Origin of the sequence: Bradyrhizobium guangxiense (assembly GCF_004114915.1) — a bacterium.
GTDB lineage: Bacteria > Pseudomonadota > Alphaproteobacteria > Rhizobiales > Xanthobacteraceae > Bradyrhizobium > Bradyrhizobium guangxiense.
In genome coordinates, this window is the sequence record NZ_CP022220.1 from 950,337 (window position 1) to 966,658 (window position 16,322).

The 16,322-nt window shown below is 63.1% G+C and carries 16 protein-coding genes and 1 pseudogene; 13 read left to right on the forward strand and 4 right to left on the reverse strand.

Going from position 1 to position 16,322, the window contains the following annotated elements; translation table 11 throughout:
* The first annotated feature begins 250 nt into the window (after positions 1-250).
* The 8 genes from X268_RS38985 to X268_RS39020 all read left to right on the forward strand — a co-directional run bounded on the left by X268_RS38985 (position 251) and on the right by X268_RS39020 (position 8,273).
* Entirely contained in the window at positions 251-1,120 is an 870-nt protein-coding gene (locus tag X268_RS38985) for a NifU family protein (protein WP_128930111.1), read from the forward strand.
* A gap of 65 nt (positions 1,121-1,185) precedes the next feature.
* On the forward strand, positions 1,186-2,322 hold the full coding sequence (locus tag X268_RS38990) for an NHL repeat-containing protein (protein WP_232995560.1): 1,137 nt from the start codon (positions 1,186-1,188) through the stop codon (positions 2,320-2,322).
* Positions 2,319-4,775 carry a carbamoyltransferase HypF gene (gene hypF, locus X268_RS38995; RefSeq protein WP_128930113.1) on the forward strand — a complete coding sequence of 819 codons (2,457 nt, stop codon included), beginning with the start codon at positions 2,319-2,321 and terminating at the stop codon, positions 4,773-4,775. The genes X268_RS38990 and hypF overlap by 4 nt, the downstream gene beginning before the upstream one ends.
* Positions 4,745-5,035 carry a HypC/HybG/HupF family hydrogenase formation chaperone gene (locus X268_RS39000; protein ID WP_128930114.1) on the forward strand — a complete coding sequence of 97 codons (291 nt, stop codon included), beginning with the start codon at positions 4,745-4,747 and terminating at the stop codon, positions 5,033-5,035. Before hypF ends, X268_RS39000 begins: the two co-directional genes overlap by 31 nt.
* Before the next feature lie 4 nt (positions 5,036-5,039).
* Positions 5,040-5,732: a D-sedoheptulose-7-phosphate isomerase gene (locus tag X268_RS39005; RefSeq protein ID WP_128930115.1), complete on the forward strand. Its 693-nt coding sequence runs from the start codon at positions 5,040-5,042 to the stop codon at positions 5,730-5,732.
* Positions 5,729-6,859, forward strand: coding sequence for a hydrogenase formation protein HypD (gene hypD / locus X268_RS39010; RefSeq protein ID WP_128930116.1), 1,131 nt, complete (start codon positions 5,729-5,731; stop codon positions 6,857-6,859). Before X268_RS39005 ends, hypD begins: the two co-directional genes overlap by 4 nt.
* The gene (gene hypE, locus X268_RS39015) at positions 6,856-7,923 is read left to right on the forward strand and encodes a hydrogenase expression/formation protein HypE (RefSeq protein WP_128930117.1); all 1,068 of its coding nucleotides are present in this window, start codon (positions 6,856-6,858) and stop codon (positions 7,921-7,923) included. Before hypD ends, hypE begins: the two co-directional genes overlap by 4 nt.
* Before the next feature lie 8 nt (positions 7,924-7,931).
* Entirely contained in the window at positions 7,932-8,273 is a 342-nt protein-coding gene (locus tag X268_RS39020; RefSeq protein ID WP_128930118.1) for a hydrogenase maturation nickel metallochaperone HypA/HybF, read from the forward strand.
* Here X268_RS39020 and X268_RS41105 read toward each other — a convergent pair.
* Positions 8,219-8,563: a hypothetical protein gene (locus tag X268_RS41105; protein WP_308421686.1), complete on the reverse strand. Its 345-nt coding sequence runs from the start codon at positions 8,561-8,563 to the stop codon at positions 8,219-8,221. The genes X268_RS39020 and X268_RS41105 overlap by 55 nt on opposite strands.
* An 18-nt stretch (positions 8,564-8,581) precedes the next feature.
* On the opposite strand from X268_RS41105, the gene hypB reads away from it, so the two are divergent.
* Entirely contained in the window at positions 8,582-9,250 is a 669-nt protein-coding gene (hypB, locus tag X268_RS39025) for a hydrogenase nickel incorporation protein HypB (RefSeq protein WP_347341920.1), read from the forward strand.
* A gap of 15 nt (positions 9,251-9,265) precedes the next feature.
* The gene (locus X268_RS39030; protein ID WP_128930120.1) at positions 9,266-9,952 is read left to right on the forward strand and encodes a sulfite exporter TauE/SafE family protein; all 687 of its coding nucleotides are present in this window, start codon (positions 9,266-9,268) and stop codon (positions 9,950-9,952) included.
* Between the two features lie 642 nt (positions 9,953-10,594).
* On the opposite strand, the gene X268_RS39035 is transcribed toward X268_RS39030, so the two are convergent.
* Positions 10,595-11,098: a MarR family winged helix-turn-helix transcriptional regulator gene (locus X268_RS39035; RefSeq protein ID WP_128930206.1), complete on the reverse strand. Its 504-nt coding sequence runs from the start codon at positions 11,096-11,098 to the stop codon at positions 10,595-10,597.
* An 83-nt stretch (positions 11,099-11,181) separates the two neighbouring features.
* Between X268_RS39035 and X268_RS39040 the strand changes: the two genes are divergently transcribed.
* The 3 genes and pseudogenes from X268_RS39040 to X268_RS39050 all read left to right on the forward strand — a co-directional run bounded on the left by X268_RS39040 (position 11,182) and on the right by X268_RS39050 (position 14,004).
* Positions 11,182-12,405, forward strand: coding sequence for a cytochrome P450 (locus X268_RS39040; RefSeq protein ID WP_128930121.1), 1,224 nt, complete (start codon positions 11,182-11,184; stop codon positions 12,403-12,405).
* A gap of 12 nt (positions 12,406-12,417) precedes the next feature.
* Positions 12,418-12,742: pseudogene (locus X268_RS39045) on the forward strand (2Fe-2S iron-sulfur cluster-binding protein).
* 50 nt (positions 12,743-12,792) lie between these two features.
* Positions 12,793-14,004 carry an ABC transporter substrate-binding protein gene (locus X268_RS39050; RefSeq protein WP_128930122.1) on the forward strand — a complete coding sequence of 404 codons (1,212 nt, stop codon included), beginning with the start codon at positions 12,793-12,795 and terminating at the stop codon, positions 14,002-14,004.
* Positions 14,005-14,265: 261 nt separating this feature from the next.
* Here X268_RS39050 and X268_RS39055 read toward each other — a convergent pair whose 3' ends face one another.
* A complete protein-coding gene (locus X268_RS39055; protein WP_128930123.1) occupies positions 14,266-14,931 on the reverse strand; it encodes an RraA family protein in 666 nt (221 codons plus the stop codon).
* Positions 14,932-14,957: 26 nt separating this feature from the next.
* The gene (locus X268_RS39060) at positions 14,958-16,166 is read right to left on the reverse strand and encodes an aspartate transaminase (RefSeq protein ID WP_128930124.1); all 1,209 of its coding nucleotides are present in this window, start codon (positions 16,164-16,166) and stop codon (positions 14,958-14,960) included.
* Positions 16,167-16,322 lie beyond the last annotated feature (156 nt).

Genomic DNA, 16,322 nt, shown 5'->3' on the forward strand with positions numbered 1-16,322 from the left:
CATGTGGGCAATGACACAGAACTCCATCTTGTTGTTCTTCCGCGGAAAGCTTTTCGCAGACCCAGCCAAGGCTTACCGGCAAATTGCGATCGGGGTGGCGGTCACAGCCATGCTGCTCATCATTCTTACGCTGGTCGGGGCGCCGATATGGGCGGCTTCAGCCCTGGCAGCAGCAATTGGTGGGGGCTTGCAGCCTTATCTCTTCCGAAACCTCCGCTATAGGTGAGGAGCGCGGCCGGCGCGAGATCGCATGAACGCTCACGAATCGACACCAACACTTCGGGAGGATCTCGCCGGCTTTGTCGGCGATATCGAGCGGTTGGAAACGGTCGTGGCGACCTGGGATGAAACGCAGCGGGGCGTCGTTTCCGCCTACAAGATCGCGATCGAAGCGCTCAATGCGGAAGCGTTCCGGCGCCTGATACGTGCCTTGAAGGCCGATCCCGCCGCGCTGGCCGCCATGAAGAGCGCAGCTTCGGACGAGCTCGTCTACGCGGTGCTGCGGCGCTACAACCTCTTGAGGGCGGCCCTCAACGAGCGGGTCGAGCAGGCACTCGAAAGCGTCCGGCCGATGCTGAAATCGCATGGTGGGGATGTCGAACTCGTCTCGGTTCGCCCGCCGGCAGTGGAGGTTCGGTTCAAGGGAGCCTGCGACGGCTGTCCCGCCTCGGCGCTGACATTCCATGCCGGCGTGAAGAAGGCGCTTCAGGATGTCTGCCCCGAGATCACCGACGTTATTCAGGTCAAGGGGCTGGCCGCGGCGAGCGAAGGCGGCGTTCGGTTCATCAGCCCCTTCGCGCTGAATGCGGAAGGACAGTGGATACCGGCGGGGGCTTGGGCGGATTTTCCGGAGGGCTTGGTCCGCGCGATGGAATTGGGCGGACGCAAGATCATCCTGTCACGTAGTGGGGAATCGATCTCCTGTTTCGAGAATGCCTGCGCGCATCTCGGCCTTCCGATCCATGATGGCGAGGTGCAGGGCGGCATCATCACCTGTCCCTATCATGGGTTCAGATACGACCTCGCCAGTGGCGAATGCCTGACCGCGCCTGAGGTGCAACTGCAGCCGCACGCGGTCAGGATCATCGGAACCAGGGTTGAAGTGAGGATAACGGCATAGCCATGATCACTTCAGCCGCAACCATTCGCTTGGACCGACCGCGCGCTAGGATGCGCGACAACCACGTGCCACGCCGGTTTCTCTCGCCGGCCGGCGCCCGCGTGATTCTGGGTGGAGAGGTCACGCCGGACGGACTTGTGCAATCGATCGTTCCGTCGGCCCAGACGTTGTTCGGCCCGCGTGGGGTGTGTCTCGACAAGAACGGGCCCATGTTCGTCTGCGACAGTGGCCATCATCGGCTGCTGATCTGGAGCCGCTGTCCGTCCTCCGATCAAGCGCCCGCCGATATTCTGATCGGTCAATCCGACTTCTCGCGCGAGGGCCGCAACGCCAAGCGCGACATCGGCCCCGACACGCTCAACTTCCCGACCGGCGTCGCTGCCGCAGACGGCATCCTGGCCGTGGCGGATGCATGGAATCACCGGATCCTGATCTGGAATCGCTATCCATCCGCCTCGAACCAGCCCGCCGATGTGGTTCTAGGTCAGGCGGACTTCGTCTCAGGCCTAGCCAATCGCGGAAGAGCGGTGTCTCGCTCCGACACACTGAATTGGTGCTACGGGGTCGCGATCTTCCAGGGCAGGCTGATCGTCTGCGACACCGGAAATCGCCGCGTTCTGATCTGGAACGGCATTCCGACCGCCAACGGCACGCCGGCCGATCTGGTCCTCGGCCAAAGAGACTTCGTCACCCGTGATGACAATGCCGGCGGCGACGTCTGTGCCACCAGCATGCGGTGGCCGCACGGCATCGCCTGCCATGACGGCGCACTCGCGATCTCGGACGCGGGCAACAATCGCGTCATGGTATGGCGCCATTTCCCCACCGTCAGCGGGACGCCGTGCGATTTCGTGCTGGGCCAGGACGATTTCGCGGGCGTCGATCACAATCGCAGCTCGTACGATCCATCCTCGAGCGCGATGAGCATGCCCTATGGTCTCGTCATCTGGGATGGCCAGCTCGTGGTCTGCGATACCGCAAATTCGCGGCTGCTTGGCTTCCATCTCCAGGACCTCGCCATGGATGCGCCGGCCACAGGGCTGGCGGCCCAGAACGGCTTTGCCGACAAAGGTGACAATCGCTGGCGCGCGGCAAGTCGCGACAGCCTGTGCTGGCCTTATGCTGCTTCGGCAGTCGGTCGGACTCTGGCGATCGCCGACACCGGCAACAACCGGATCCTGATCTGGGACAAAACACCATGAGCAGGCTCAACCTCGCCGCGCCGCAGAACCCTGTCGAGGTCGTTGAAATCCGGTTTCGCGGACGTGTGCAGGGCGTCGGCTTCCGGCCGGCGGTCTGGCGCCACGCGCGGGAACTGCGGCTTGGCGGCGAGGGGCTGAATGACGGAGAAGGCGTTCTGGTTCGCGTGCAGGGAGAACGGGCGATCATTGACATGCTCGTCGACCGCATCGCTGGCGATCCGCCGCCGCTGAGCCAGATCGAGGCAATCGAGATCACCGCCTATGCGGGCGTGCTGCGCGACGATTTTGCGATAGTCGAGAGCGCACATGGCGGGGCTCATACCGAGATTTCACCTGACGCGGCGCTCTGTGCCGATTGCGCGCGCGAAACCACCGATCCCTTTGCGCGCCGCTTCCGCTACCCCTTCACCAATTGCACCAATTGCGGGCCGCGGCTGAGCATCGTCGACGGCATCCCCTACGATCGCGCCAAGACCGCGATGTCGCCGTTTGCAATGTGCGCCGACTGCGCCCGCGAATACCGCGACCCTTCCGACCGGCGGTTTCACGCCGAACCGATCGCCTGCCATGCCTGCGGGCCCAAGGCGAAGCTGGTCAGGCTCGACGGGCGTCACTTTACCTTCGAGCAGTTTTCCATGCTTGACGATGTGGATGCGGCGTGCAGCCTGATCCAGAAGGGCGAAATCGTCGCCGTCAAAGGGCTCGGCGGCTACCAGCTCGCCTGTGACGCCACCCAGGCCGACACGGTCAGGAGGCTGCGCAAACTGAAACAGCGGGACGGCAAGCCGTTTGCCCTGATGGCCAGGGACGTTGACGTTATCCGCCGGTTCTGCGATCTCGCCGAACACGAGTTGGTCGCGTTGACAAGCCCGGCGGCCCCCATCGTGCTCCTGCATGCGAATGGGCCGGAGCACCTGCCTGACGAGATTGCACCGGGATTGCGGACGCTCGGTTTCATGCTGCCGACGACGCCGCTGCATGTCTTGCTGCTGCGGCGGATGGACCGGCCGGTCGTCATGACCAGCGGCAATTTGTCGAGCGAGCCGCAGGTGACGGGCGATACGGAGATGACGGAGCGCCTCGCGGGGATTGCGACGTTCGCGCTCACCCACGATCGGCGCATCGCCAACCGTGTCGACGATTCTGTGGTCCGGGTGGTGGCGGGCGGGCCGCGGCTCCTGCGTCGCGCCAGAGGATACGCACCGGCGCCGATCGCCCTGCCCAGGGGGTTCGCGAAAGCGCCCGATCTGCTCGCCATGGGCGGGGAGCTGAAGGCCACGTTCTGTTTGCTCAAGGACGGCGCTGCGATCCTGTCCCAGCATCAGGGCGACCTGGAGGATGTCGCGACATTCGACGATTACAGGAAGAACCTATCGCTCTATGCCGCGCTCTTCGAGCACGAGCCTACGGCAGTGATCGCCGACATGCACCCCGAATATCTGTCCTCCAAGCTCGCGCGCGAGCACCTGGCGGGCGGGACGCTGCCTTTGATGGAGGTGCAGCATCATCACGCCCATGTGGCGGCCTGTCTTGCCGAGAACGGATATGCGCTCGACGGCCGTCCGGTCCTCGGGATCGTTCTCGATGGTCTCGGATGGGGCGAGGACGCGACGTTCTGGGGCGGCGAGTTCATGCTCGCCGACTATGTCGGCTACACGCGGGCCGGTACGTTCAAGCCGATCCCGATGCTTGGCGGCGTCCAGGCCGTGCGCGAGCCCTGGCGCAATCTCTATGCGCATCTCATGGCGGAGATGAGCTGGGCCGAGCTGACAATGAATTTCGCCGAGCTCGAGCTCCATTCATATTTGGCGGCAAAGCCGCGCGCGCTGCTGGATTCGATGGCGCGCAACCGCATCAACGCTCCGCCAGCATCATCCTGCGGGCGCTTGTTCGACGCCATGGCCGCCGCCCTCGATGTCTGCCGGGACGCGCAGAGCTATGAGGGCGAGGCGGCGGCGCGGCTGGAAGCCATGGTCGACGAGAAAACTCTCGCCGATGAAGACGAGGCGCTGGCCTATCCGCTGACGATCCCCAATCTCGCCGGCACGGGTTTGCCCTATATCGAGCCGCTCGCGATGTGGCATGCGGTGCTGGGTGACCTGATCCTGAAGACACCGGCGCCGGTGATGGCTGCACGGTTCCACAAGGGGCTGGCCAAGTCCATCGCCGCCATGACACGCAAGCTCGCCGGCTCCCCCGAGGACGGCGAGCGACGCTTCTCGACCGTCGCGCTCACCGGCGGCTGCTTCCAGAACCGCATCCTATTCGAGGAGGTGGTGCGCCGGCTGGAGCGCGAGCAGTTCACTGTGCTGTCACATGCGCGCGTTCCGTCCAACGATGGCGGACTTGCTCTCGGCCAAGCCGTCATTGGAGCTGCGCATCTGATGAAATCAAACAAAGACTTCAGGGAAGGAAAGCCGTCATGTGTCTCGGTATTCCCGGGCGGATCGTAAGGATCGACGACGAAGCGAGAAAGCTTGCGACCGTCGACGTCAGCGGCGTCAAGCGGCAGGTCAACATCGCCTGCATCGTCAGCGAGGATCATCCGCCGTCGGCCTGCCTCGGCGACTGGGTGCTCGTCCATGTCGGATTCGCGATGAGCCGGATCGACGAGGAAGAAGCCGCGCAAACGCTCAAGATTCTCACAGAACTGGGTGAAGCACAGGCTGAAATCGAAGCCATGAAGCGTTCGGCAGCTGAGCCGGGAGGGTAGCGCCATGTCAGGCAACAGCGACCTGAAGGAACTTTATCCGTTTCTGCATGGCGGACAGCAGGAGCCGGCGCGGCTGGATGCCGCCCTCCTGCTCTCGGTCGAAGAGAAGGCACGCGATTCGCGCGACACCAATGCGCGCTTCTTTGCCGAGAACGCCGCGGTGCTGATCGCCGCGGCGAAAACGGTCGCGGATGTCTATCGCAACGGCGGACGGCTATTCTCGATGGGCAATGGCGGCTCGAGCTGCGACGCCTCGCATGTCGCCGTGGAGTTCGTCCACCCGATCACGGCGGGCAGGCCCGCACTGGCCGCAACCAACCTCGTCGCCGATCTGGCGATGATCTCGGCGGTCGGAAACGACCTCGGTTTCGATCACGTCTTCGTCCGCCAGATCGTGGCCCAGGGGCGGAAAGGCGATGCGCTCATTGGCATCTCCACCAGCGGCAATTCGTCGAACCTGATGGCCGCCTTTGCCAAGGCGAAGGAGATGGGCCTCGTGACCATTGGGCTTGCGGGCGGCGACGGCGGAAAGATGAAAACCGCGGGTGTCGTCGACCATTGCCTGGTCGTCCCGACGACGTCGATCCATCGCACCCAGGAGTGCCATGTAACCGCCTACCACATCCTCTGGGATCTCGTTCACACGCTCTTGGCTGACGACCGGGGATCGGCGCGAACGAAGGGAGCCGTGGCATGAAATATGTCGACGAATTCCGCGACGGCGAAAAGGCGCGCGTACTCATCGGCGAGATCGAGTCGCTGGTTTCCGGCATGAAACTTCCGGAGGGCCGGCCGCTTTACCTGATGGAGGTCTGCGGCGGGCACACCCATTCGATCTTCCGCTATGGGCTCGAGGGCATGTTGCCCAAGGCTATCGAGCTGGTTCATGGTCCGGGATGTCCGGTCTGCGTCCTGCCGATGGGACGGGTCGATGATTGCGTCGCGATCGCGGAGAACCCGAAGGTCATCTTCACAACCTTCGGAGACGCGATGCGCGTGCCCGGCTCGCGGAAGAGCCTCCTGCAGGCCAAGGCGGATGGTGCCGACGTGCGCATGGTCTATTCGCCGATGGACGCGCTCCAGCTCGCTCGGCGCAATCCCGCTCGCGAGGTCGTTTTCTTCGGCCTCGGCTTCGAGACCACCATGCCGTCGACCGCATTGACGATCCTGCAGGCGGAGAGCGAGGGGATCCGGAACTTCTCCGTGTTCTGCAACCACATCACGATCGTTCCGACCATCAAGGCGATCCTCGACAGTCCCGGCCTGCAGCTCGACGGCTTCCTCGGGCCCGGCCACGTGTCGATGGTGATCGGCACGGCTCCTTACGAGTTCATCGCCAATTTCTATCGCAAGCCGATGGTGGTCGCCGGCTTCGAGCCGCTCGACATCCTCCAGTCTATCTGGATGCTGCTGAAGCAGATCGCGGAGGGGCGGGTCGAGGTCGAGAACCAGTATGCCCGCGTCGTGCCGAGCGAGGGCAACAACGCGGCGCTGCGCGCGGTGGCCCAAGTATACGAATTGCGCGAGTTCTTCGAGTGGCGCGGGCTTGGATCGATCGATCATTCCGGCGTGCGCCTGCGCGATGCTTATGTGCATTTCGACGCGGAGCGCAAATTCGCGATTCCCAACGTCAGGATCGCCGACCCGAAATCGTGCCAGTGCGGCGAGGTGCTGAAGGGCGCACTCAAGCCGTGGCAATGCAAGGTGTTCGGCACCTCATGCACGCCGGAAACGCCTCTCGGAGCACTGATGGTGTCCTCCGAAGGAGCCTGTGCTGCCTACTACCAGTATGGCGGCCAAAAGCGCCAAGCGGAGGTCGTATGAATTTCGTCCCCTTCGTCAAGACGCGCACGCGCGGCAAAGTCAATGTCAGCTCGGTGACGCTGGCTCATGGCGGCGGCGGCAAAGCCATGAAGGACCTGATTGACGACGTGTTTCTGACGGCCTTCGGCGAGCACGCCTGTGAGCCGCTCGAGGATCAGGCGCGGTTCGATCTGGCGGTCTTCGCAGCCCATGGCGACAGGCTCGCCTTTACGACCGACTCCTTCGTGGTCGATCCCCTGTTCTTCCCGGGCGGCGATATCGGAAAGCTCGCGGTTTGCGGCACGGTGAACGATCTCGCCGTCGGCGGGGCGGTGCCCATGTATCTGTCCTGCGCGGTCATCATCGAGGAGGGCGTGCAGATCGATCTCTTGCGACAGGTCGCGCTTTCCATGGCGCGAACGGCTTCGCAAGCGGGGGGGCAGATCGTCACGGGCGACACCAAGGTCGTGCCACGGGGAGCGTGCGACAAGATCTTCATCACGACCACGGGCGTAGGCGCGATCCCTGCCTCGCTCGCGCTCGGCGTGGACAAGGCCCGCGCCGGCGACGCCGTCCTCGTGAACGGACTGCTGGGTGACCACGGTGCCGCCATCCTGTGCGCCCGCGGCGACATGGCGCTCGAGACGCCGATCGCCAGCGATTGCGCCTGTCTGCACGAGCTGATCGGCGCGATCCTCGCCGCCGCACCGGGCACTCGCTTCATTCGGGACGCGACGCGCGGCGGCGTCGCGACGGTGCTGAACGAGATCGCGGACGGCTCGGGGGTCTCCATCGAGATCGAGGAGGGCATGACGCCGATCCGCGAGGAAGTGAAGGCGTTCTGCGAGGTGCTTGGGCTCGATCCGCTCTATCTCGCCAATGAGGGCAAGATCGTCGTGATCGTTCCCCCCGATCAGGCCGAAGCCGCGCTGGCTGCCATGCGGCGAGATCCACTGGGTTTGGATGCCGCCCGTATCGGCCGGATCACCTCGGACCAGGATAGCCGCGTCATGATGCGGACGAGCTTTGGCGGACACCGAATGGTCGACATGCTCGTCGGCGAACAGCTGCCTCGGATCTGCTGAGAGGACCCATGCACGAGCTCGGCATCACCCGTAACATCGTGGCGATCGTCAGCGATGCCGCCAAGGGCCGCAAGGTCCGCCGCATCACCGTCGATGTTGGAGATCTCTCCGGCGTGATGGGAGAGGCGATCGCATTCTGCTTCGAGACCGTCGCCCGCGGGACGCCTCTTGACGGCACAGCGCTCGACATCAGGCGCGTGGCCGGGCGAGCGCTGTGCGCGACGTGTCGTTCGGAATTCGAGCAGGCGAGCCTGTTTGCGCCGTGCCCTTGTGGCTCCCGGCAGTTTACGCGCCTTCAGGGCGAGGAATTGAAGATCAGAAGCATGGAGATCGAAGGGGAGGCTGCCTGATGTGCGGACATTGCGGTTGCGGCGCCAAGGCGGGTGCCACGGTGATCAATCTCCAGACCGGACATGAAGCGAGCCTGGGCGGTGGGGAGACCGGTGAGCACCTGCATGATCATTTCCATGTCCACGCGGATGGCGTTGCTCACGCCCATTCGCATGACCATGATCCCGCCCACGTCCACTCTCACGCTGGACACGGCCATGATCACCATCATCATGACCATCATGATCACGGACATCATGGACGCCGACATTCGCATGACCATGCCCACGAACACGGGCATACCAATCATGACGAAGCTGCGGGCCTGGTGCTCGATCTGGAAGCCCGGATCCTCGCCAAGAACGACGTTTTGGCAGCAAGGAACCGGGCCTGGTTCGCCGGTCGCGAAATCCTGGCCCTGAACCTCGCAAGCTCGCCCGGCGCCGGCAAGACCACGCTGCTGGAGCGAACCATTGGCGACCTTCATCACGAGGTCAATCTCTTCGTCATCGAAGGAGACCAGGTGACGGCCAATGATGGGGAGCGAATTCGACGCGCAGGCGCCCCAGCAGTCCAGGTCAATACGGGCACGGGTTGCCATCTCGAGGCCGACATGATTGCGCGCGCTCTTTCAGAGCTGCGTCCACCGCCGGAATCGATCGTGATGATCGAGAATGTCGGAAATCTAGTTTGTCCTGCGATGTTCGACCTTGGCGAACATGCAAGGGTCGTCATCCTCTCAGTGACCGAGGGAGAGGAAAAGCCGATCAAATATCCTCACATGTTCCGGTCGGCTGACCTCATGATCTTGAACAAGCTCGACTTGCTTCCGCATGTGGATTTCGATGTCGATCGCGCGGTGGCATACGCCAGAGACGTCAACCCGGCCATCGAGGTTCTGCAGGTCTCGGCCAGAAACGGCGCAGGATTTGAGGAGTGGTACGGTTGGATACGACGGCAAAGCAAGTTGCTGAAGGACACCGTATTTCCCTCTTGATGATTGGATCTTGCCATGTTCGGAATATTGGGGCTGGGACTGCTGCTGGGCATGCAGCACGCGCTCGAGGCCGATCACATTGCGGCGGTATCGAGCATTGCGGCGCGCCGCAGCGATGTGGGCGAGATCGTCAAGCATGGGTTGACGTGGGGAATTGGACACACCATCACTTTGTTCCTGTTCTCCGGGGCGGCTTTGGTGCTCGGATATGCAATTCCGCCGGGCGTTTCGCAACCGCTAGAGGCGGCCGTCGGCTTCATGTTGATTCTGTTAGGAAGCAACGTCATATGGCGCTTATGGCGCGAACGTGTCCATGTTCACCATCACATCTCAGATTTTCGTGCTCCTAGTCACAAGAGCGAAATTTGGCGCCCTGAGGCGCGCGCGCATGATCATGACCATGGTGCGCGCTGGCGGACGCTGGCGGTCGGGCTCATGCATGGGATGGCAGGCTCAGCCGCGCTCCTCGTCTTAACCGTCTCACAAGCGCCGAACCATCTAGCGGGGATACTTTACGTGTTACTATTTGGTATGGGCTCGATGATGGGGATGGCCGCACTGTCGTCGCTGATTGCGGTTCCCTTAGTCATCTCAGCCCGAACCTTAACTTGGGTCAACCGGTCTTTGCAGTTCGTTATCGGAAACATCGCGATGGGACTTGGCCTCTTGACCATCTATGGAACAGTCGCCGCCGCTGGCTAGCGAGAGGTCAGCTACCCTTCGCCATTTGAATGCGTCTTTTTTCTAAGGATGGTCCGGAGAATCGATACCGGGGGTGTCTCGACCGCCCCTAGCAGCGCGCTGCTCTCCTCGGTCGTGCCGCTTGGGTGCGACCCGGTAGATACGCTGCGCGAGCCAGCAAGCTCCCAATGACGGCGGCTCCCTTCGCTCTCGCATTTACGGACTTTATCTCTTCATCCTCTCGGCAGTCCCGGGTTGACATTAAACCGCTAGCGCCGTCTCGAACTTGGCCTCTATGTTAGTAGCGATCCTTTCCGATGGCTCGACATTGAGCATCTCGCCGCGCGCGCTGCCAGGATGCTCTGCCAGACGGCGGATTGTCGGCCCCTCGCAATCGACAAAGGGTCTATAAGCGGTTGCCGCCTATCCGCGAACCAGGAGAGGTTCGCGAATAAGGAAGGGAGGGTTCAAGCCGGAGGCAAAGGTTTTTTGTTGCCTAGGCAACTAATTCATGCGAACCTTCGCGCAAGGGAAGATGGCGGGACAACCGCTACGCCTTTCCTGGGAGGACCGATGTTCGGCAGGGATGGTATCGCCAGCAAACGCCGGCGCAAGCGTGAAGGTAACGAAGCCTTGCGTGCACATCGTGCTGTGCGCCCTGGCTTAGCTATCGGTATCCGTCACCGCGCCGAGATTTTCATGCAAACGGCGCAGCAGCCCGATCAGTATTTCCTGCTCATCCCTGGAAAGGCACGACAGCAGCCGCCGCTCGCGCCCAAGCGCCACGGCGATCACCTTGTCGTGGGTGGTGCGCCCCTTCGCTGTCAGGGAGATCGAATGGGTGCGGCCGTCATTCGGGTCGATGCGGATCGCGATCAGGCCTCGCTTCTCCATGGCGGCGAGCGTCCTGCTCACCGGCCCCTTGTCGAAGCCGATGACGTGGCAGATGCGGGCGGCCGGAATGCCTGGCTCGATTGCGAGCAGGGCAATGATGCGCCACTCGGTGACGTTGACGCCGAACGCGGGCTGATAGAACGCGTTCGCGCTCTTGGACAATTTATTGGCGATGAAGGTGATCAGAGCCGGGATGTAGCGGTCGAGATCGAGCAGCGGCGCATCGCCTTCAGTCGCGGTGTTGTGTCTCGATTTGCTGGTCGGTGGCTGCATCACGTCGGGGCTCGCTTCATGCGCTGCTCCAGAAATAAGGACATGCGCGAACGCTTCACAAGCCCAAATTTGCGAGGACTGCAATGACTGTACCGAGCGCCTGTGCTTCGACCGCCGGTCCAATGGCCATTCCACACCTTGACGTCGACCCCTTCGCGATCTCGTTCTTCGACGATCCCTATCCGACCCATGAAAGGCTGCGAGAGGCCGGCCCTGTCGTCTATCTCGATAAATGGAACGTCTACGGCGTGGCGCGTTATGCCGAGGTCTATTCAGTCCTCAACGATCCCCAGACCTTCTGTTCCAGCCGCGGCGTCGGTCTTTCCGACTTCAAGAAGGAAAAGCCCTGGCGGCCGCCGAGCCTGATCCTGGAGGCCGATCCCCCCGCGCACACCCGCACCCGCGCCGTGCTGTCAAAGGTGCTGTCGCCCGCGACCATGAAGCGGATCCGCGACGGCTTCGCTTTGGCGGCCGAAGCCAAGATCGACGAGCTGCTGCAGCGGCGCAAATTCGATGCGGTCGCCGATCTCGCAGAGGCCTATCCGTTGTCTGTATTTCCGGATGCGCTCGGACTGAAGGCGGAAGGGCGCGAGCACCTGATTCCTTATGCTGGTCTCGTCTTCAATGCCTTCGGCCCGCCAAACGAGCTACGTCAGACCGCAATCGAGCGATCGGCGCCGCACCAGGCCTATGTCGCCGAGCAGTGCCAGCGACCGAATCTTAAGCCTGGCGGCTTTGGCGCCTGTATCCATGCGTTCTCCGACACTGGCGAGATCACGTCGGATGAGGCGCCGTTGCTCGTGCGCTCACTGCTGTCCGCAGGCCTCGACACCACAGTCTATGGCATCGGAGCCGCTCTCTATTGCCTGGCACGCTTTCCGAAGGAATTCGCGCGGCTGCGGGCCGATCCGTCGCTGGCGCGCAACGCCTTCGAGGAAGCCGTTCGCTTCGAAAGCCCGGTGCAGACCTTCTTCCGCACCACGACGCGCGAGGTCGAGATCGGCGGCACGCGCGTCGGCGAGGGCGAGAAGGTCCTGATGTTCCTCGGCGCGGCGAACCGCGACCCGCGCCGCTGGATCGAGTCCGATCGCTACGACATCACCCGCAAGACTTCGGGCCATGTCGGCTTCGGCTCCGGCATTCACATGTGCGTTGGCCAGTTGGTAGCGCGGCTCGAAGGTGAGGTGGTGCTGTCCGCGATCGCGCGAAGGGTTGCATCGATCGAAATCTCCGGTCCCGTCGAGCGCCGCTACAACAACACGCTGCGCGGGCTAGAGAGCCTGCCGATATCCATCACCCCGGCCTGACGAGGACCTTTGATGCCAGCCATTACTTTCGTTCATTCCAACGGCAATAGCGATCACCTCGACGCCAGCGACGGGGAGAGTGCGATGCAGGCGGCAACCCGCTACGGCCTCGACGGCATCCTCGCCGAGTGCGGCGGCAACGCCATGTGCGCGACCTGCCATGTCTATGTCGACGACGCCCTGGCTGGCGCGATTGCCGGCCGTCCGCGACGACGAGGACGCGCTGCTCGATGGCACCGCCGCGGAGCGGCGGCCGACGAGCCGGCTGTCCTGCCAGATCAGGATCACGTCTGAGCTCGACGGTCTCGTGCTGCGTCTGCCGGAGCGGCAGGGCTAGGTTCCAGTTTTCGGCAACGACCGACTCGCGGGAGTGAGGGAGGACAAAGAATGAAGCACCTGGGGTGGACCATTGCGCTTGCCGCAAGCTTTTGGGTCGGCGCCGCGAACGCGGAGATTTCGGATGGCGTCGTGCGTATCGGCGTGCTCAACGACATCTCCGGCATATTCCAAGACACCAACGGCATGGGCTCGGTCGAAGCCGCACGCATGGCGGCGGAAGATTTCGCCGGCGGCGGCAAGGACGTCAAGGTTGAAATCGTCTACGCCGATCATCAGAACAAGGCGGACGTCGGCTCGGCCATTGCGCGAAAATGGCTCGATGTTGAAGGGGTCGATGCCATCGTCGACGTGCCGAACTCGGCGGTGGGCCTTTCCATCAACAATGTGCTACGCGACAGCCGGATGACGTTCCTGGCGTCCTCCACCGCGAGCGCCGACCTAACCGGCAAGGCCTGCTCGCCCAACACCATCCAATGGGTCAACGACACCTGGGCGACCGGCAACACCACGGCGGCGGCAATGATGTCGCACGGCGGCAAGGAGTGGTACTTCCTCACCGTCGATTACGCGCTCGGTAAAGGCATCGAGGCGGAAGCGCAGAAATATATCGAGGCGCATGGCGGCAAGGTGATCGGCTCCTCCAAGCATCCACTCGGCACTTCTGACTTCGCCTCCTTCCTGCTTCAGGCGCAGGGCTCGAAAGCCCAGGTGATCGGGCTTGCCAATGCAGGCGGCGACACCATCAACGCGGTGAAGCAGGCGGCTGAGTTCGGTATCCAGCAGAGCGGACAGAAGCTCGTTGCCTTCCTCCTCTTCATCAACGACGTCCACGGAATGGGATTGAAGGTCGCTCAAGGACTGCAACTCATGGAGGCTTTTTACTGGGACATGAACGACGACACCCGTGCCTTCGCCAAACGCTTTGCGGCACGCCCCGGCATGAACGGCAAAATGCCGAGCGGCAATCAAGCCGGCGTCTACGCCTCCACGCTCGCCTACCTCAACGCGGTCGCCGCTACTGGCAGCGACAACGCCAAGGACGTCGTGCCGCAGATGAAGACGTTCAAAGGCCACGATAGGCTTTTCGGCGATACCGCGATCCGTCAGGATGGCCGCGTCGTGCATCCGATGTACCTGTTCGAGGTCAAGAAGCCGGAGGAGACGAAATATCCGTACGATTATTACAAGCTTGTTTCGACGATCCCGGCAGACCAGGCGTTCCGGCCAATGGTGGAGGGCGGCTGTGCGTTGGTGAAGTAGGGAGCGCTGCCGAGTAACCAGGACATTGGCACGCTTCACGTTTTGGTGCGGCGTTTCCAGCCTGCAGGAAGTACCTGCGAACTGGCTGGTTGGTAGCGGCCGGGGTTGCGATTTCGCTGTCCGGGCTGCGCCGCGAGCCATGATCTCAAGAGCGCATATCCGTGACTCCGCCCGGTGTCCTTATCTCAAGAGTTCACCTGGCTCTGCGGTTGTTCTGGCGTGAAGACGCCGCAGCAAGCTTTAACAGAGGCAGAAACGCGCTCAATTGGCGCAGCGCGCTTCCAGCGCGTCGACAAAGGAACGGTCCCAGCGGCCCTCGCGAATGGCCTGCATCGTCGCCTCCTCCTTCTGATGTTGAGCCATCGCCTTCTCGATCACGCTTGCGGCAAGACCGGGCGGGAAGGCGAGAAGTCCATCTTGGTCCCCGACGATCACGTCTCCCGGATTGACCACCATACCGCCGACCGTGATCGGCACGTTGATCTCCCCTGGACCGTCCTTGTAGGGGCCGCGGTGGTTCACGCCGCGGGCATAAACGGGAAAAGCTCGTGCGCCGATTTCGGCCGCGTCCCGAATGGCGCCATCGAGCACCATGCCGGCGAGACCCAGCGAAGCGGCGGCGAAGGTCATGATGCCACCGACCAGAGCGTTGGTAGTGTCTCCGCCGGCATCGACCACCATGACGTCTCCGGGCCGGCAGAAATCATAGGCGCGCAGAATGGCGAGGTTGTCCCCGCCACGCGTCTTCACGGTCACCGCCGTGCCGGCCATGGGGGCGGGCGAATGGTAGGCGCGAAGACCGATGCTGCCGCAGTTGCGGTGCAGTTGATCGCTCAGCAGCGCCACCGCGATGCTCCGCAGCTTGGCGACGGTGGACGGGTCGACCTGGGGAGCGGAGGGGTTTCTGACGATTCCGGGATTGGTCATGGAGGATGCTTTCGATCAATTTCAGGTTAGTGCAGCTCGGCAACTGCACGGGCGATGCGATCCGTGCCTTCGTCGAGCGCCGCTTGCGATGTCGCGATCGAGGCACGGAAGAATGGCGACAGACCGTAGGCGGTGCCCTGGACGACGGCCACGCCGGCCGCCTCCAACAAGTACATCACGACGTCACTGTCGCTCTCGAGGCGAGTCCCGGCCGGCGTTGTCCGGCCGATCAGGCCTGCACAATTGACGTAGAGATAAAACGCTCCGTCGGGCGGCCGGCAACTCAGCCCGGGGATCGCGTTGATACGCGCGAGCGTGCGATCGCGACGCGCCCGATAAGTCGCAACGGTCTCGCCAACGAAGCTCTGGTCGCCGGTGAGCGCCGCGACCGCCGCCGCCTGGCTGATCGAGCAGGCATTGCCCGAGGCCTGCGACAGCAGCGTATTCAGCGCGCCGACGAGGTCCGCGGGGCCGGCGACCCAGCCGATGCGCCAGCCGGTCATCGCATAGGTCTTGGATACGCCGTTGATGGCGAGGACGCGCTCACGCAGCTCGGGTGCTGCGTTGAGCAGATGCGGCGTACTCTCGCCGTCGAAACGGATGTGTTCGTAGATGTCGTCGGTCATGACCAGCACATGCGGATGGCGGGCGAGAACCTCGGCAATCCCGCGATATTCCGCTGCGGAATAGCTTGCGCCGGTCGGGTTCGATGGCGAGTTGATCAACAGCCAGCGCGTCTTCTCCGAGATCGCCGCCTCCAGCTGGGCCGGCGAGATCTTGAAGCTCTGGCTTTCCGGACAGGCCACGATCTTAGGTATTCCTTCGCAGGCGAGCACCATGTCCGGATAGGACACCCAATAGGGCGCTGGGATGATCACCTCGTCGCCGGCCTCGAGGGTCGCTTCGAGCGCGCTGTAAATGGCGCTCTTGGCGCCGTTGGTGACGACGATCTCCGCGGGATCGTAGACGAGGCCGTTTTCGCGCTTCAGCTTGGCGACGATCGCCTGGCGCAGCTCCAGCGTGCCGGCAAGCACCGTGTACCGCGTCTCTCCCTTCTCCATCGCCCAGACGGCGGCAGTGCGAATATGCGCGGGCGTGTCGAAATCCGGCTCGCCGACCACAAGGCTGACGATGCTCTTGCCCTCGCGCTTGAGCGCGCTCGCCCGATCCGCAGCCGCCGTGCTGGGCGAAGGCTTGATGCGTCTGACGCGCGCGGAAATACGAGAACGGTTCATGGCAATTGACCCCGGTCTGGAGAGGTGCGACGCTAAAGACAGCCGCCGGCGCTGACCAACACGAGTTCAATCTGGCCTGATAGGCATATCTTATGGTTGGATTCCTCCTCGGCGCCCCGTTGAATGCCGCGCAGCCGGGAAGGCCGCTGCGCCGAT

Excerpts from the sequence above, each read along its gene's own strand:
- X268_RS38985 (WP_128930111.1), top strand. The coding sequence starts at position 251 with ATGAACGCTCACGAATCGACACCAACACTTCGGGAGGATCTCGCCGGC.
- hypF (WP_128930113.1), top strand. The coding sequence starts at position 2,319 with ATGAGCAGGCTCAACCTCGCCGCGCCGCAGAACCCTGTCGAGGTCGTT.
- X268_RS39005 (WP_128930115.1), top strand. The coding sequence starts at position 5,040 with ATGTCAGGCAACAGCGACCTGAAGGAACTTTATCCGTTTCTGCATGGC.
- X268_RS39040 (WP_128930121.1), top strand. The coding sequence starts at position 11,182 with ATGACTGTACCGAGCGCCTGTGCTTCGACCGCCGGTCCAATGGCCATT.
- X268_RS39035 (WP_128930206.1), bottom strand. The coding sequence starts at position 11,098 with ATGCAGCCACCGACCAGCAAATCGAGACACAACACCGCGACTGAAGGC.
- hypD (WP_128930116.1), top strand. The coding sequence starts at position 5,729 with ATGAAATATGTCGACGAATTCCGCGACGGCGAAAAGGCGCGCGTACTC.
- X268_RS39020 (WP_128930118.1), top strand. The coding sequence starts at position 7,932 with ATGCACGAGCTCGGCATCACCCGTAACATCGTGGCGATCGTCAGCGAT.
- X268_RS39055 (WP_128930123.1), bottom strand. The coding sequence starts at position 14,931 with ATGACCAATCCCGGAATCGTCAGAAACCCCTCCGCTCCCCAGGTCGAC.
- X268_RS39060 (WP_128930124.1), bottom strand. The coding sequence starts at position 16,166 with ATGAACCGTTCTCGTATTTCCGCGCGCGTCAGACGCATCAAGCCTTCG.
- X268_RS39000 (WP_128930114.1), top strand. The coding sequence starts at position 4,745 with ATGTGTCTCGGTATTCCCGGGCGGATCGTAAGGATCGACGACGAAGCG.
- X268_RS41105 (WP_308421686.1), bottom strand. The coding sequence starts at position 8,563 with ATGATTGGTATGCCCGTGTTCGTGGGCATGGTCATGCGAATGTCGGCG.
- hypE (WP_128930117.1), top strand. The coding sequence starts at position 6,856 with ATGAATTTCGTCCCCTTCGTCAAGACGCGCACGCGCGGCAAAGTCAAT.
- X268_RS39050 (WP_128930122.1), top strand. The coding sequence starts at position 12,793 with ATGAAGCACCTGGGGTGGACCATTGCGCTTGCCGCAAGCTTTTGGGTC.
- X268_RS39030 (WP_128930120.1), top strand. The coding sequence starts at position 9,266 with ATGTTCGGAATATTGGGGCTGGGACTGCTGCTGGGCATGCAGCACGCG.